The sequence below is a fragment of the Rhizobium sp. BK512 genome (assembly GCF_014194915.1).
Classification (GTDB): Bacteria; Pseudomonadota; Alphaproteobacteria; order Rhizobiales; family Rhizobiaceae; genus Rhizobium.
Genome location: NZ_JACIAS010000012.1, coordinates 53,392 through 67,258, shown reverse-complemented (window position 1 = coordinate 67,258; position 13,867 = coordinate 53,392). Strand labels below are relative to the sequence as shown.

The following is a 13,867-nucleotide window of genomic DNA, read 5'->3' as shown; positions in this document are numbered from 1 at the left end:
GCCACCTTGCGAGCGCCGGGCGATAAGATCGAGCAGAAAGATCTAGAACTTGTAACCGACCTGCAGGCCCGCCCGTGTCATCCCGTCGTTCGGACTGCAAAGGTTGGCGTTTGAAGAGTGCGCGATCTGCGCTAAAAGGTTCCAGTGCTCTGTGAGGCGATAGCCGCCTCCGACATATTCGTGGAACAGAACCCGACAGCCGAGGTTGGGGCCGCCGTCGTTTCCGTCAAGATCGCCCGTATGGATGACACCGCCAAAGCCCGCTTCGGCGAAGAGCTTGTCGCTGAAATCAACGGTCCAGGTAAAACCTGTGAAGAATTGCGTTGCTTCGCCGCTCAACCCGATCGACGTTCCAAGATGGACTCGCGGATGCAGAAGCTGCTCCCTCCAGCTACCGGCAGCTTCGTATCCGAACGGATCAAAAAGCACCGTCAATTCCGGAAAAGCCCCGTCTTCCCCCGACCGGCCGCCTTGAACCGATGTCGATACGCCGAAACGAAACTCATCAAAGAGCTGATCTTGAGCTCGTGCGGGAGAACTTTCCAGGCTCCCCATTGCAACAGCCAGGATAAACAAAAAGCATTTTTCAATACAGGATTTCCGATCCATGCGAATCGACGTCTCCGGGAACCGACAGGAACTGGTAGCACAGCTATTTTCAATGGAAAGCCCGCTTTTCGAGAACGGCAGATTTCTTGCGAGGTGCAACTCAGGCACCGCGCTTTCGACAGGCGGTTCACGAAGAAAAGCTCTTGGAGAACGCTCAAGCAAGGCGCACGAGGTGCAGCGCGAAAGACTGTGCGCAACGACTAAGGTCCAGCCGACGATTACATCGAACGCCGGCGTCTGGTCGGCAACCTCCGGCCGCGGCCGGGCAATGATCTTGCCTTCGCAGCAAGCGCTATTGCGAACACTGCAGCAAGTCCCAAAACGAGCGGAACCGATGCTTGATGGCGCGACCTGACCCCTTTCTATATGAGCAGCATCTGTCGAGGGGTATGAAGATTGCCATCGCTTTTTGCCTTCGCCGGCGACGCCCTCATCAGATTGGTCGCCATAGCCGACTTGAGCAGGCGCGCGGCCAAGTTGGGTGCAAGGAGATAGGCCAGTCTCATCACCGTCGTCACGGATGCGACCATAGTGGTTGGTCGCGGCGATCTTGCCACACATGGACGATGGCGTCGGCAACGCGGCGCGCATCAAGGGCGGGCAGCGGGGCGCTCAGCCGCCTGCCAATGCCTCCAAAAATCCGCGCAGCCCGAACTTGCTGGCGCTATAGGCGGTTGTTAAGGGAGCGGCCGCAACGCCGCCAAGAAAGATCATGTTGATAAAGACCCCCTGCCCTGCCGGAGATAGATCGGCATGGTGGCCTCGTTCTGATTTCGATCAACGCAAACAAGCAATCCTAGGAAGCAGCGAGGCAGGATGTTCGCTGTGTTCTCGACCTCTCTTGCTCGCACCAGAAAGACAGTTGGAGCCGGAACGATAGGGGCCGCAAACGATGGCGACGACGATGGGCCAATCATCTCCATTGGATCTGGCGGCAGTGCCGCAACAGACGACGGCAAGGCGATGAGCAAGACGCAACTCAACGACAATGACGACAAGCTGAAGGCGCAGACGAACGCCCAAGCGGTCGACAAGGGAACGTTCAGCAAGTCAAGGACGAAGACCAGCACCGACGGACAATCGCTGCAGAGCACGACGCGCAGCATGTCGCACGTGCCCGGCCAGAAGCCCGTCAAGAGCAAGACCGAGCAGAATGTCATCCTGCCCCAGCAGTGACCAATGAAAGGAAAAGCGATGAACAATCTCATCTGGCTTATAGGCGCTATCGTCATCATCGTGGCAGTGCTGAGCTTCTTCGGCTTTCGATAAGGAAAGCTCCTCAAGCGCGTCTTGAGGCACACAATGACCCGGCAGAACGACCGGGTCGGCCGCCCGAGGAGGCAGGGTAGAGGCTTCCCGTCCTCCTGATTGAAACGCAAAACATCGACCCCAGCAGCGGATAATCAAGAAAGGCCGCGCTCGTAGAGCGCGGGGCTTTCAGAGCTGCCGACGGCGGTTTAAGAACGGGAAAGGGTGGACCGCACGTCCTTGGGCGCCTGGTGCGTTACGGGACAACATAAGCCAGGAGCGCGGTCCGACATCCGGACTCTGAAGCCGCCTGATCGTTCCCGCCGTAACAACAAATTCTTCTGCGGGCCGGGGACGGCCAGCCAGATCCTTCTAATCCCGTCGAACCGGTCGCCCATTAGCTGCCAACACGATGGGGACAAGCCGAAAAGGCGTTCAGTGCATGGAGGTCGAGGACCGTCTCAACGCGCTCAACTGAGTCTGATTACGACCCAGAGGGAGTAGGCGCTTCTAAAAAAGGCCACGACGACGAGTGGCCCAAAGCGCGCGCCGCTCGGTTCGAAGGTCCGGATCGCGGGGCGTCCTTTCGCCGGCCATCAATCTACGCTGCGCAGACGATTTCACGGCACCGTCGGCAAAGCACTTCCATGGCGAGGCGGTAATTGGAGTCTATCGATCATGACCGATTTTCCTGCAGCGAATAGATGGCATGCAGGAGGGCGAGGTGGCTCAAGCCTTGTGGTAGATTGCCAAGACCTGCGCCGGTTGCGGGATCAACCATCTCATTGAGAATACCGAAATTGTTGCCAAGCCGCTCCAGCAGGGTCTTCAGCATCGCCTCGGCACGATCGACCTCGCCCAGGAAGGCATAAGCTTCGACGAGCCAGCAGGAGCAGGCAACAAATGCACCTTCCTCCTTGTCGACCCCACTGTAGCGGTAGACGAGCGGGCCAACCGCCAGCTCGCGTTCGATGGCATCACGGGTCCGTTTCAGCCGACCATCATGTTCAAAGCCGAACCGGGTCGTCAGCAGCAGCGCCGCGTCGAGCCTGTCGCTGCCGGCATAGAATGTGTAGGCCTGCTTCTCCTGCGACCAGCAATGGCTGTAATCCAGTCGCGAATGCGGCGGCTTTCGGCGAGCCAACGGTTCGCATCGCCGCCGATATGGCCTTCCTTCGCAAGATCAGCCGCATTCGTCAGCGCAAGCCAGCAGCCGATCTTAGAGAAGGTGTAGTGCTGCTTGTCTTGCAGTTCCCAGATGCCGCAATCCTTTTCACGCCAGCGGCGGACGCACTGCTCGGCAAGATTTTCGAGGAGGCGCGCGGCCTGAGGATCGAGAACGTGACCTGACCGCGCGAAAAGTGCCGCCGTTTCGAGCACGTCTCCATAGCAGCTGAGCTGCGTCTGCGCACGGGCACGGTTGCCTATCCGCACGGGGGTCGAACCCTTGTAGCCGGGAACGTCCACCATACGCTCCTGCGGCACCTCGCCACCGGACAAAGTGTAGACGACCTGGGGTTCTGGGCCGTCGCCGGCAATCGTTCGCACGAGCCAGCCAAATGCGCCCACCGGCTCCTGGAGGGCGCCTGCCCGGAGCAGTGCCTTGATCGTGTAGGCTGCGTCACGAACCCAGGCGTAACGGTAGTCGTAGTTCTTGTCGCCGCCGATCCGCTCGGGAAGACCTGATGTGGCGGCCGCGGCGATAGTCCCGGTCTTTGAATAAACCAAAAACTTCAAGGACAAGGCGCAGCGCACCAGGTCGGCCTTGAACGGTCCGTCATAGGTCAGTTCATTGGCCCAGCGTCGCCATTCCTCATCGCTTAGCTCGATCCGACGATCAATGTCGTTCAGCTTCGGCGTCGGCAAAGGGGCCTGATCTGCCACTAGGAAAGCAAGGCAGGTTTTCGTTCCGGCTCGAGCCAAAAAGCGCGCTGTTGTTCGTTCATCATCATCGACAACAATGCTGATTTGCTCGTCGTGACAGAAGGTCGTTGCCAAATCACCGATGTAGCGGACCTCCGCATTCGGATGATTGACACGCCGCAAGCCGCCGTGAGCACAAATCGGCGCTAGTGTGATTTCGAAATCGACAGATCCCGAAACACCTTCGATGCGCCGGGCAAGTTCGCACCACGGAAGGCGCCCGGCGACGCCGCTGTTGAGAGATTCTGTCACCTTGGCAGAGCCAGTGCTCGTGATGAACAGGGTTTCAAGGACATTGCTGTCGTTGCGATATTGGCGCTCGATGCGAAACGTGCCGACTGGAGCGACGGTGAAATGGCCGCCTTTTCGGTCATGAAGTCGATTAAACAGAGGCGGCGAATCCATGTTCGGCGCGCACCACCAGTCGATCGCGCCGTCAGCACCGACAAGTGCGATGGACCGGCCGTCTCCCAGCGCAGCGTAATGTTCCAGTGGCAGGAAACCCTGCGTTCTTTCGGGCGTAAGGGAGCTCAGCATCAGGGCAGCGTGTTGCCACCGGTCACCCCGAAGCTTTCGCCCGTGATGTAACTGGATTCCTGGGATGCAAGGAAAACGTAGATCGGAGCACATTCGGCCGGCTGTCCGGGACGTTTCATCGGCACCTCGCTGCCAAAATCCTTGATGACGTCCTGCGTCTGCCCCCCCGATGTCTGCAACGGCGTCCAGAAGGGGCCGGGCGCCACGATATTGACGCGGATGCCCTTCGGCAGCACCTGCTTGGACAGCGCCTTGCTGAAGGCAACGATTGCCGATTTGGTGGGGGCATAATCGAGCAAGGTCGGAGAGGGCTGATAGGCCTGGATGGACGCGGTGTTGATGATCGACGACCCCTCCGGCATGAACGTAATAGCCGCTTTGCATAGCCAGAATAACGCCTAAACATTCGTCTTGAACGTCTCGTCGAATTGCTCGGTGGTCAGTTCCGAAATGTCGGCGATCGCCTTCTGGCGGCCAGCGACATTGGCCAACAGATCAAGACCGGCGAGCTCCGTGCTGGCCTGTTTGACGAGCTCCTGGCAAAAGGCTTCACTTTTGAGATCGCCGGGCATCCCGATCGCTCTGCGACCCTCAGCTTCGATCAAACTGATGACCTCGTCGGCGTCGCTCTGCTCCTGCGGTAGGTAGTTGATGACGACGTCGGCGCCTTCGCGGGCAAAGGCGATGGCGGCAGCCCGACCAATGCCGGAGTCGCCCCCAGTGACCAGAGCCTTGCGCCCCGCGAGCCGACCGCTGCCCTTATAGGACGTCTCGCCGTGATCGGGAACAGGCTGCACCTTGCTTGCCAGACCGGGAACCGGCTGCGGCTGCTGGGGAAACTCCGGTTGTGGATACTGGTGGAGCGGGTTTTGCATGCCGAATTGGTTGTTGCCCATCTCTCGGTCCTTCTTTTATCCTGTCGAAATCTTGCCGCGCCGCAATTGTTCCGCAACGGACCTCACAACGGGCAGCAAGGGATCGCACAAGTCGCAATGGGTATCCTGAGTGCCGTCCAGGCAAAATCCCACCAAGCCAGGAACTCCTCCTTCGGCCCGAGGTTGATCACGGTACGCGGAAAGGAGCGAGGACAAGGGCGCGCCACAGGCGGGTTCAACGACCGCCCGCCAGATTCGACGGGCGCCATGAGCGGCTCTATCCTTCTCGATGCCTCGGGCCGGCGGATCAAGGCGGCGCAAAAGCAAGCTGAAGGTTGGAGCCGAAGCGATGGCGCGCAGCAGGTCGAACGGGCCTCAGCAGGCGCGCCTGAGATGGAAGGAACGTTAACATGAACAAGCACAATCGGCGAGGAACGCAATGGAACCCCACCGACAACCCTATGCTGACCGGCGTCAGGGGATTGTGTCCGCGGTGTCAGCGCGGACATCTGTTTCGCGGCTATCTGTCCCTGGCAAAGAGTTGCGAGGTTTGCGAGCTCGACTATTCGTTCGCCGACCCCGCCGACGGCCCGGCGTTCTTTTCGATGAGCGCGGTTGCTATTCCCGCTTTGGGCTTTGCCCTTTGGCTCCAGACGACATTCCAGCCGGCGGTCTGGGTCCACCTCCTCACGACCTTGCCGATCACCCTGGCGGCCTGCGTGCTCTTGCTTCGTCCGCTCAAAGGATGGTTGGTCTGCTCCCAATATTTTCACAAGGCGGAGCAGGGCACGATCGACCGGGATTGGCAAAGACCAAAATCTTGAGGCTCGCGCTATCTTTGGCCGCGATGCGCCAAGCAGCAAACTCCCGAAATCTTCGCCGGGCATCTTGATAAGCTTGCGCCGGATGAGCCAGGCTCATTTTCTGATGTCCGGCCGAAGCGGCCTCGACAATGCACCGAGCATTATGGGGAAGATCAAGCCTTGCTGGATGGAGGCGTCCCCGTTGTGTCGCGAAGAGCGGAACGGAGGCCGTCGAATTGGAGGCGAACCCGGCATCGATCTGCGCCAGGGAAGGCCATAGCGGCCTTCACCAGCAAGCATAAGCGGGATTGACAGCAGGGTCTGGCTCGTGGATCGGTGGTCGCCTTAAGAACAGAAAAAGAACGAGCCTTGGTCAAGGGCAACTGAGAGCACAGGTTGTCCCCAGCTTGCCCACAGCTCAATCCGTTGAAAATAAACTCACATCGGCCGAAGGAGAACGTTTGAAGCCCAGCTTCCGCGCCTTCTTTTCTGCCCTTGGTTCGGCCGCGCTGCCAGCCTAAGGTGGCCTTCACCCGGGGATCGGCGGCGCGACGCCCGGGTAAGAGCGAGCGGCCGATAGTTCGTCGGCTGCTCCTTTTCCGATCCGATCATTTTCCTGTACGCGACTTCAGCGTTTGCTGAGGACGGCAGTTGAACGCGCAACAAGGCCTGCGCGTGGCGAAACACCAATTTCAGGCAGCAGCAAACACTTACACGCTATCGGTGGTTCGCCCGCCTCTTGCCCTGCAACGCGGTCCGATAAGGCTCGAGTTCAAGAACCACACTTTTCCGGTTGATCACATTGTGGCGCAGAAGTATCTGGAAAACGGGATCGCTCTTGGACCGCCCTTCCTGCGTCCGCAGAACCTCCTCAAGCTCACTCGCCGCGCCCGCGCATAGCTCTAGCAGCGTGCCCCGCCAGCCAAAGTCAAAAAGGCTCATCGGCTCCCAAGCCCCGCTTCGGGAGATCACGATAAGCCGACTGGTCAGCTCGTCCCAAGCCGTCTCGGGAAGGGTCTCGGTGCGGGCGCCAGCTTTCCTGGCCCGCCGCTTCAGGTCCGCCTTTGCCCAGGCATGCGGACTGGTGAATAGCCGGGTGACGTGCTTTCTGCAGGCCCAGGCGCCCGCGAATGCTGATAATATTGTAATCCAAAACATTTGAGGATCCGGCCAAGGCTCGCGCGGGTCACAAGCGCTTTAAGCTGATGGCGCGCGTTGACGAGGAAAATGGTCCGAGCCGACGGGATTTCAATGATCCAGGGCAATCATTGTTGCTTAAGCGGTCCGCAGCTGGACGCTCCGTTCAGAGGTCGCGACGAGCAGAATTATAGCCCGAGGCTCACCTGCTGTGATGTAGGCAAGCCGTCATCTCGCGAGCCTGGGTCGGTCGACCTGGGGTCGCATCCCGGAAGATCGTGCCGAAAAGAGGGGCAGACGGAATACTCTGCGTCGCCAAGACCAACCATCATTGCCGGGCGCGACAAATTTATGGCGTCACGTGTTGCCTCTGGTGGAACCGATCCCCGATCACCAACTTACAACTTACTGTCAGCAGAAATGGACGCTCCATGCACAATAAACTACCGAAGACATTGTCCAGAGCGAAACTTGACGCTCTTAGGGCGATTGCGAGATATCGCCGACAGCGACGCGTCGGCAAGGGCTGGATCGTCGGCGACAAGCGTCTTTCGGCCTCGCTCATTGGTCGGCTGGAAGCGGACGCCATGGTGAAGGAAATTAGCCTGTCCGGCACGCCTGTTCTCGTCGTGACGGAAGGCGGCAGACATGAACTCAGATTTGGCTCCCGATTGGCGGAGGCCCGAGCTCTTCGCGCCGCCCCTTGCGGTGATATTGGTCGTCGCTGGCCGCCCGTCGACAGGCCTGCAGGTTCTTGCGCGCGCTCAATCGCGATGACGCGACGCGTCACATAAAAAACGCCGAGTTGTCGGGCCACCGGGCCTGCACGTCTTAGACTATGTTCCCCGCACGGGGAGTGCGATCACCAAACTTTCCACCACACGCCCCTTGCTTCGCCGCGGTTAGTTGGAGCTTGCACCTCCACTGGACCGGCTCCCAAAGCCAGGCTCCCCGCACAGATCGCCGCGAATGACTAGCCAAAAGATATTTCGGCAGGTTTCTCGCCGACAGTTTCATCGTTGTCGCTCGAACCTGGTCCTGCCGCGCGAGTCAGCACCAGTCCTAGGCGACCGCGACGATCCTCTGAATCTCGCTGTGTCGGGCACCTTTGATCTCGCGGCCGAGGGAAAGATGCACACGCCTGAGTTGCGGCCGATTGCTTTCCTGGCGCGCTCGCTGATGCTCCTGCCGTCAAGCCAAGGGTGAACCGATTCGCCCAACCCGAGGACTTATGTTTCGACAAAGACGAATGAGCGGTCGGCGGTTCCGGCCAGTGTATCAGCAACAGTTCCGTAAGAAAGCTCCTTGCCTGCGCGACGGCTCACGCCGAGAATGATGAGATCGAAACGTCCGCTGCGGGCGTGCCTGAGAATGGCGAGTTCCGGTACGGAAGCCTGAGGTGCAACCTTCTCTACCTCGACCTCATAGAAGGATGCAATCCGGTCCAGTTGTTCGAAAGCGGCTCTGTGGGCATTGCCGGTGTCACTGACACGGGAGGGCGAGACGGCCTCCTTCGGGTCGCGGAAATAAACCGCAGTCGTCGCGGCGCCGGTGGCCTTTGCGATGACGAGCGCGAATTCCGCAGCCCTCAAGGAGCGTTCGGTGCCGCTGATCGGCACGAGTATGCGCAAGTTTCGATCCTCTCTTGCGATCATGCCGCGGGACGTGACGATCGCCGTCGTACCGCTGAAGGCATCAATCATCGCCGACAGTTTTTCACTATAGTGGGCGCTTTCGCCGCTCGTTGGCTGGATGCCGACAAACATGATGTCATGTCCCTTGTCGGCACTTTCGGCGAGAACGTCTGCCAGCTTGCCGTCCCTGTCGCGGACAGAGACATGGATTGGGTTGTCCTGACCCAGTTCTGCACCCTTTTCCTGCGTCTCGACAGCCATCTCGGCGGTTTCCTTCACGCGCTCGCTGATCTGGTGCGCACGCGGTGCGTCTGTTCTTTCCCGTTCCTGTAAATCGGCCGCAGTCTCGTCCTCCTCCCCGATGTCGAGAACCGTCACCGGCATTTTGCGCAGGGCCGCGAAATGCCCGGATATGCGTGCCGCCAGATCGCTGCTTGCGGAGTGGTCGGTTACAAGCAGGATCCGCTCGAATTGCGATACAAAGCTCCGCTCTTCGAACGCTTCGAGTTCGAGGCGCTCCTTTTCTTCCTCGCGCATCGGAAGGCGCGCGAGCGCCCAGCGCAGCGTTGGCGGCATGGCCATCGTCGTTACCACTGCCATCGCGACGATCACGGAAAAAAGCCGCTCGTCGAGCACACCGACGGAAAGTCCGATCGACGCGACGATGACTTCAGTGGAACCGCGAGCATTCATGCCGCATCCCAGCGCGACAGCCTCGGCAGTGGAAAAGCCTCCGAATTTGGCCCCGGCAAAGGCGCCTCCAAATTTTCCTAGGCTGGCGATCACAATCAGCCCGACCGCCAGAACCATTATCGAGGGATCGGTAAGAACACTCAGATCGGTGTGGAGGCCAGTGAGGCCAAAAAAGACCGGCATGAAGAGAGCCGTTGTCAGCGCCCTGAGCTGCCCCTCGATCTGACGGGTCAGAATGGGCGACTGGCCGACCAGAATGCCCGCGACGAAAGCGCCGAGCACGGTGTGGACCCCGATGGCGTCGGTGACGATCGCCATTGCCCCCATGATTGCAATAATCGCGCTCAAGACAGGAAGATCACTTTTGAACCTGTCATTGGTCCAGCGGATAATCTCGAAGACCAGGCGTCGACCAATCGTGAAGGAGAAGGCCATGAAAAGGATAGTGCCGATGACGCCCTTGGCCAACGTGGCGAGATCGACGGCACCTTCCTTCGCAAGGCTGAAGGTCACGGCGATAATCACCCATCCGATTGTGTCGTCAATGATGGCGGAGGCGACAATCAGCTGACCGACATTGCGGCGCATGAAGTCCATTTCTCGAACGACGGTCGCGACGATCTTGACCGAGGAGATCGACAGCGCCGTACCCAGGAAAAGCGATGTGACAAGTCTTGCGTCGGGGTCGGGCAACAAACTTGCGGGCAGGAATTCGCCGAGGCCGAAGCCAAGCGTGAACGGCACGACGATGCCGGTCAGCGAAACGCCGGCTGCAGCACGGCGAAGCCGGAGCGCCAGCGAAAGGTCGGTCTCCATGCCGGCGAGCAGGAGCAGAAACAAAATGCCGAGCTGTGCCACCGCATCGGTCATGGCCTTTTGCGTGTCGATGTCAGGAAAGATTGCCGACTGGGCGCTGGGGAGCAGAAAGCCGAATACCGAAGGACCGAGCAGGATGCCGCCGATGATCTGTCCCATGATCGAAGGCTGACCGATGCGCACCATCGCCTCGCCGAACAATCTACCGACGACGACCAGGACGACGATCTGGACAAGAAAGAGAGCGTCTGAGGGACCTGAAGACTGGCCTTCGGCTGCACAGGCCGGAAGAGAGCAGCCAATGAGAAGCCAGGCCGTGATTACCGGCAGCTTCCGGGACGGGAACTGCGCGGGCTTTGCGTTGATTGTCATGCGTGAGAATTCCGATGGTGGCTGTCGCTTCGAAACAAACAGGGCGCCTTTGTGTTCCCTCTACGGGAGGCTCTGCCCACAGGCTTGCTCACAACACATGCTGGGAAGGCTGTTCCAGGGAACCCATTCAACCAGGAGGAATTTTCTCAACGAAGGAGAAACGCTATGAATGAAGGTGAATACACGACCGAGGAGCTTGCTGAGAAGTATCAGATAAGCCCGGAGCAGGCTCTCCGTTATATCGTCCGCTTCGGCGCCGATCGCGTCGATCTCGATCATTTCCTGGCTGCCGCGTCGCGAACAGCCCGCCACCGACCGGGCGACGTAACGCGAACCGCGTCGCAAGTAGCCCTTGGATAGAGGCTCCGCCGGAGCCATGAGCGAAAAAGACACCCAAGGTCCAGACAGGCGTACCGTGCTTGCGGCAGATCGTACGGTCTACGCTGCGGAGCGAACATATGCAGCTTGGATGAGAACGGGACTAACGGCGCTCGCCAGTGGAATTGGCGCAAAAGCCCTTCTCGCCGAGGTCGTACCGGAATTCCTTATTGTGACGACGGGCACCATTCTCGTCCTGTTCAGCGCCTTCTGCTTCATCGTCGCTGTAATCAGGGAGTTCCGCCCTGGCCCGCCACCGCCAGAACCAGATGTCAGGAAGATCCCGAGCACAGTGCTTCTGGTCGTCAGCGGCTTTCTGGTCATAGTATCGCTTGCAGCATTGGTGGGCGTCTGGTTCGGACGATCCGGGGCGATCAGCCAGTAGCACGCCCGCTCGACAACTGTTGCCGCCGGAGCCCGCACCGCGGTAAGACAGAAAGGAAACGCTGCCCAGAAACGGGGCCATGAAACGGGTATCCAGGCCGCATCGCCTTCGGCCGCCAAGGCTAAACGAATGAAGATCATCGACGATATCGGCTTCGACGGCGTAGAGGCCGGTGCTCTCGCGGACTCGTGGCTCCAGCAGCCCGACACGCCGCTTTACGGCACGAATCTCGATCATGCGGGTGTCCGGGAAGCGCTCGCCAATGCCATTCCTGAACGCCGGCCCGGGTGGTTTGCAGGGTGACGTAATAGCGCGCCGACCTCTAGTCCGCAGCCTGAGTCGAGAGCGCCAAGGCGGCCTCGAACTTCAGACGCATTTCTGTGGTAAGTTCAAATCCCATCCCGGCGTAGAGCGGTCTGCCCGCCTGCGACGAGTGAAGGACGACAGAGGTGCATCCGTGCTTCTCCAGGTGCTCCACCGCCATCCCAACGAGTTTACGGGCTACGCCTCTTCCGCGATAGGCAGGATCGGTAAAGACACTCCAGAGATATCCCTCCTTCGAATACTGCGGTTTTAAGACCACTGGATAGCTTTTGGTATTCAGTCGGCAGGAAACGGATCCCACCGGAGCATTGCCATCGAAAGCGATGAAGCTGGCAAGTGCGAATTGAGCGCGCCCGACTTTGAGAAAATCCAGGATGATGTCCCGAGCGTTCGGAAGCAAATTCTCCGAAGGAGTTTCGTAGCTCTCCCAGATAGCAAGATAGTGCGTGGCAATAATCCCGTCATGCTCGGGATGCGCGCGCATGGATTCCAGTGGTTGCGAGGGATTAGCCATTGTGCCTCTCCTTTCTTGGGAACAGAAAGCTCGACAAGCAGTCCTGGTTCCGCACTCGCCAACGGTCCGCGAGTTTGGTATAGACGTGAGCGGAGCCAGGGCCACTGTCCGTCGCTGGTGCTGGTTGACGCCTGGGCTAGCCGATCGAGCGGGCGAGAATTTGGAACTGTTGGCCGTTACCTAGGCTGAATTTTCCTCTGGAGCTGCTGGAAAACGCCGCCTGTCCCTTAGATCTCCCGCTGCTGAACGCTCTTAACGTTCAGCTGAAGAGCAGCTCCTTGACTAACCCGCTGTTCTTCTGAAACCCGCCGGAAGGACCGGCGGATTTCCAAGGTTGTCATTACGTTCCATCTGTCACGCAGCGCAAGCTCGGTGTGGACAGATGCGGTGCGTGCGCCAAGCTCTTGAAAACGACCATTCCGAGCCGGCCTAGGCCGGTACGATAGCGCACCAAGCGCCGCGCCTGCCTAGAATCATGATCAAACACGTGTGGGATCCGTTCCCGCAATCAGAGAACTTGGCCTGCCACCACCCCGGCAGGCCTTTTTTTCACGAATGGCTGCGCAAACCCAGGTCGATAATATCATCGGTCGGCTCGCTGCGTTGATAAACCTAATGGCTTTCGGAACACTAGAACACGCCAGTAATACTTGCGTTGCGCAGTGCCAGGTTGAGATCATTGCCCCGTGTCAACATCCTCCACGAGCATGGTCCAGCCAAGCTAAGGTTTAAGATGTTGATCGATCCATCGCAACATTTCGCTTTAGGCCCGCGCGCCAGGGCCGAAATCGTGCTCGATTTACGCACTCGCACGGCAATTGCAACGCACTGGGACTTACACTGAAGTGCACACAAACATTTGAGGAGCCTCGGGAAGAAGGGGCGCCTTGGCGCCCCTTCAACATCATGCTGCGTTCTTTTCACCCTCGATCTGGAGGGGCGCCTGCGTGTCTCCGCCGCCTCCGATCGCGATCTTTCGCGGCTTCATAGCTTCTGGAACCTCCCGCTTCAGCTCGATGGTAAGCAGGCCGTTCTTGAGGCCAGCGCTTTCCACGCGCACATGATCGGCAAGTTCGAAGCGACGATCGAAGGAACGTCCTGCGATGCCGCGATGAAGATATTCGCCTTGACCGGCTTCCTCCGCCTTCTGGGCTTTCACGACCAGGACATTACGCTCCTGCATGATATCGAGATCTTCCGTTCCGAAGCCCGCGACCGCCATCTGAATGCGATAGCTGTCCTCACCGCTCTTGACGATATCGTAAGGCGGCCAGGTTTCGATGGACTGCAAACGCTGGGAGTTTGCCAGAAGATTGAAGACCCGATCAAAGCCGATGCTGGACCGGAACAAGGGTGCGAAGTCGAATTCGTTTCTCATGACCAAAACCTCCGTAAAGCGAGTTGGAATGAAGGAGCCGATTCCGTCGGCTCCGCCCTGTCGACCCCTCATCAGGCGGCCGACGCAAATTGATCTGGTTTGCCCGATTTTCTGATTCAAGACCCCTAGCCGAAAAATTTTCTGCTGGCTGGCTTGCCCCCCTTGAACGGCGAAATTGGTGCAACAATCTCATTTGCACCTGGAGATTTTCACTCCCTTGCTGAAGGTTTTTAGGAGGCAA

Annotated in this window: 14 protein-coding genes and 1 pseudogene; 8 read left to right on the top strand and 7 right to left on the bottom strand. The window is 59.1% G+C overall.

What is annotated here, in order from left to right; all coding sequences use genetic code 11:
- Nucleotides 1-42: 42 nt before the first annotated feature.
- On the bottom strand, nt 43-555 hold the full coding sequence (locus FHX06_RS31985; RefSeq protein ID WP_246715740.1) for an acyloxyacyl hydrolase: 513 nt from the start codon (nt 553-555) through the stop codon (nt 43-45).
- 870 nt (nt 556-1,425) lie between these two features.
- Between FHX06_RS31985 and FHX06_RS31980 the strand changes: the two genes are divergently transcribed.
- Nucleotides 1,426-1,785 carry a hypothetical protein gene (locus tag FHX06_RS31980; protein ID WP_409564441.1) on the top strand — a complete coding sequence of 120 codons (360 nt, stop codon included), beginning with the start codon at nt 1,426-1,428 and terminating at the stop codon, nt 1,783-1,785.
- Nucleotides 1,786-2,533: 748 nt separating this feature from the next.
- Here the strand turns inward: FHX06_RS31980 and FHX06_RS35805 are convergent.
- The 3 genes and pseudogenes from FHX06_RS35805 to FHX06_RS31970 all read right to left on the bottom strand — a co-directional run bounded on the left by FHX06_RS35805 (nt 2,534) and on the right by FHX06_RS31970 (nt 5,213).
- Nucleotides 2,534-3,001, bottom strand: coding sequence for a glycoside hydrolase family 15 protein (locus tag FHX06_RS35805; RefSeq protein WP_246715726.1), 468 nt, complete (start codon nt 2,999-3,001; stop codon nt 2,534-2,536).
- Nucleotides 2,884-4,410, bottom strand: a complete 1,527-nt coding sequence (locus FHX06_RS31975; protein WP_246715724.1) for a glycoside hydrolase family 15 protein — start codon at nt 4,408-4,410, stop codon at nt 2,884-2,886. The genes FHX06_RS35805 and FHX06_RS31975 overlap by 118 nt, the downstream gene beginning before the upstream one ends.
- Nucleotides 4,317-5,213 (bottom strand): annotated as a pseudogene (locus FHX06_RS31970) (SDR family oxidoreductase). The gene FHX06_RS31975 and the pseudogene FHX06_RS31970 overlap by 94 nt, the downstream one beginning before the upstream one ends.
- Between FHX06_RS31970 and FHX06_RS31965 the strand changes: the two are divergent.
- From FHX06_RS31965 to FHX06_RS31950, 4 genes are all read left to right on the top strand, one after another.
- Entirely contained in the window at nt 5,187-5,606 is a 420-nt protein-coding gene (locus FHX06_RS31965) for a hypothetical protein (protein WP_183882205.1), read from the top strand. The pseudogene FHX06_RS31970 and the gene FHX06_RS31965 overlap by 27 nt on opposite strands.
- A complete protein-coding gene (locus tag FHX06_RS31960) occupies nt 5,603-6,016 on the top strand; it encodes a DUF983 domain-containing protein (RefSeq protein WP_112543234.1) in 414 nt (137 codons plus the stop codon). Before FHX06_RS31965 ends, FHX06_RS31960 begins: the two co-directional genes overlap by 4 nt.
- 630 nt (nt 6,017-6,646) lie before the next feature.
- Nucleotides 6,647-6,895 (top strand): hypothetical protein, encoded by a 249-nt coding sequence (locus FHX06_RS31955; RefSeq protein WP_183882203.1) that lies wholly within the window; start codon nt 6,647-6,649, stop codon nt 6,893-6,895.
- A 668-nt stretch (nt 6,896-7,563) separates the two neighbouring features.
- The gene (locus FHX06_RS31950) at nt 7,564-7,926 is read left to right on the top strand and encodes a hypothetical protein (RefSeq protein ID WP_183882201.1); all 363 of its coding nucleotides are present in this window, start codon (nt 7,564-7,566) and stop codon (nt 7,924-7,926) included.
- A gap of 435 nt (nt 7,927-8,361) precedes the next feature.
- On the opposite strand, the gene FHX06_RS31945 is transcribed toward FHX06_RS31950, so the two are convergent.
- Complete coding sequence (locus tag FHX06_RS31945) at nt 8,362-10,647, bottom strand: cation:proton antiporter (RefSeq protein ID WP_183882199.1); 2,286 nt, start codon at nt 10,645-10,647, stop codon at nt 8,362-8,364.
- Nucleotides 10,648-10,812: 165 nt separating this feature from the next.
- Here FHX06_RS31945 and FHX06_RS31940 point away from each other — a divergent pair, with 165 nt between their 5' ends.
- From FHX06_RS31940 to FHX06_RS31930, 3 genes are all read left to right on the top strand, one after another.
- Nucleotides 10,813-11,007 (top strand): hypothetical protein, encoded by a 195-nt coding sequence (locus tag FHX06_RS31940; protein ID WP_112543230.1) that lies wholly within the window; start codon nt 10,813-10,815, stop codon nt 11,005-11,007.
- A 16-nt stretch (nt 11,008-11,023) separates the two neighbouring features.
- A complete protein-coding gene (locus FHX06_RS31935) occupies nt 11,024-11,410 on the top strand; it encodes a YidH family protein (RefSeq protein WP_183882197.1) in 387 nt (128 codons plus the stop codon).
- Nucleotides 11,411-11,539: 129 nt separating this feature from the next.
- Nucleotides 11,540-11,713 carry a hypothetical protein gene (locus FHX06_RS31930; RefSeq protein WP_183882195.1) on the top strand — a complete coding sequence of 58 codons (174 nt, stop codon included), beginning with the start codon at nt 11,540-11,542 and terminating at the stop codon, nt 11,711-11,713.
- Nucleotides 11,714-11,732: 19 nt separating this feature from the next.
- Here the strand turns inward: FHX06_RS31930 and FHX06_RS31925 are convergent, their stop codons facing one another.
- Together FHX06_RS31925 and FHX06_RS31920 are read right to left on the bottom strand one after the other, a co-directional pair.
- Nucleotides 11,733-12,248, bottom strand: a complete 516-nt coding sequence (locus FHX06_RS31925) for a GNAT family N-acetyltransferase (protein ID WP_183882193.1) — start codon at nt 12,246-12,248, stop codon at nt 11,733-11,735.
- A 904-nt stretch (nt 12,249-13,152) separates the two neighbouring features.
- Nucleotides 13,153-13,626, bottom strand: coding sequence for an Hsp20 family protein (locus tag FHX06_RS31920; protein ID WP_112543228.1), 474 nt, complete (start codon nt 13,624-13,626; stop codon nt 13,153-13,155).
- Nucleotides 13,627-13,867 lie beyond the last annotated feature (241 nt).

What these genes read in the sequence shown, in the direction of transcription:
- FHX06_RS31940 (WP_112543230.1), top strand. Translation starts at nt 10,813, where the DNA reads ATGAATGAAGGTGAATACACGACCGAGGAGCTTGCTGAGAAGTATCAG.
- FHX06_RS31920 (WP_112543228.1), bottom strand. Translation starts at nt 13,626, where the DNA reads ATGAGAAACGAATTCGACTTCGCACCCTTGTTCCGGTCCAGCATCGGC.
- FHX06_RS31945 (WP_183882199.1), bottom strand. Translation starts at nt 10,647, where the DNA reads ATGACAATCAACGCAAAGCCCGCGCAGTTCCCGTCCCGGAAGCTGCCG.
- FHX06_RS31975 (WP_246715724.1), bottom strand. Translation starts at nt 4,410, where the DNA reads ATGTGCTCCGATCTACGTTTTCCTTGCATCCCAGGAATCCAGTTACAT.
- FHX06_RS31935 (WP_183882197.1), top strand. Translation starts at nt 11,024, where the DNA reads ATGAGCGAAAAAGACACCCAAGGTCCAGACAGGCGTACCGTGCTTGCG.
- FHX06_RS31925 (WP_183882193.1), bottom strand. Translation starts at nt 12,248, where the DNA reads ATGGCTAATCCCTCGCAACCACTGGAATCCATGCGCGCGCATCCCGAG.
- FHX06_RS31985 (WP_246715740.1), bottom strand. Translation starts at nt 555, where the DNA reads ATGGGGAGCCTGGAAAGTTCTCCCGCACGAGCTCAAGATCAGCTCTTT.
- FHX06_RS31960 (WP_112543234.1), top strand. Translation starts at nt 5,603, where the DNA reads ATGAACAAGCACAATCGGCGAGGAACGCAATGGAACCCCACCGACAAC.
- FHX06_RS31980 (WP_409564441.1), top strand. Translation starts at nt 1,426, where the DNA reads ATGTTCGCTGTGTTCTCGACCTCTCTTGCTCGCACCAGAAAGACAGTT.
- FHX06_RS31930 (WP_183882195.1), top strand. Translation starts at nt 11,540, where the DNA reads ATGAAGATCATCGACGATATCGGCTTCGACGGCGTAGAGGCCGGTGCT.
- FHX06_RS31950 (WP_183882201.1), top strand. Translation starts at nt 7,564, where the DNA reads ATGCACAATAAACTACCGAAGACATTGTCCAGAGCGAAACTTGACGCT.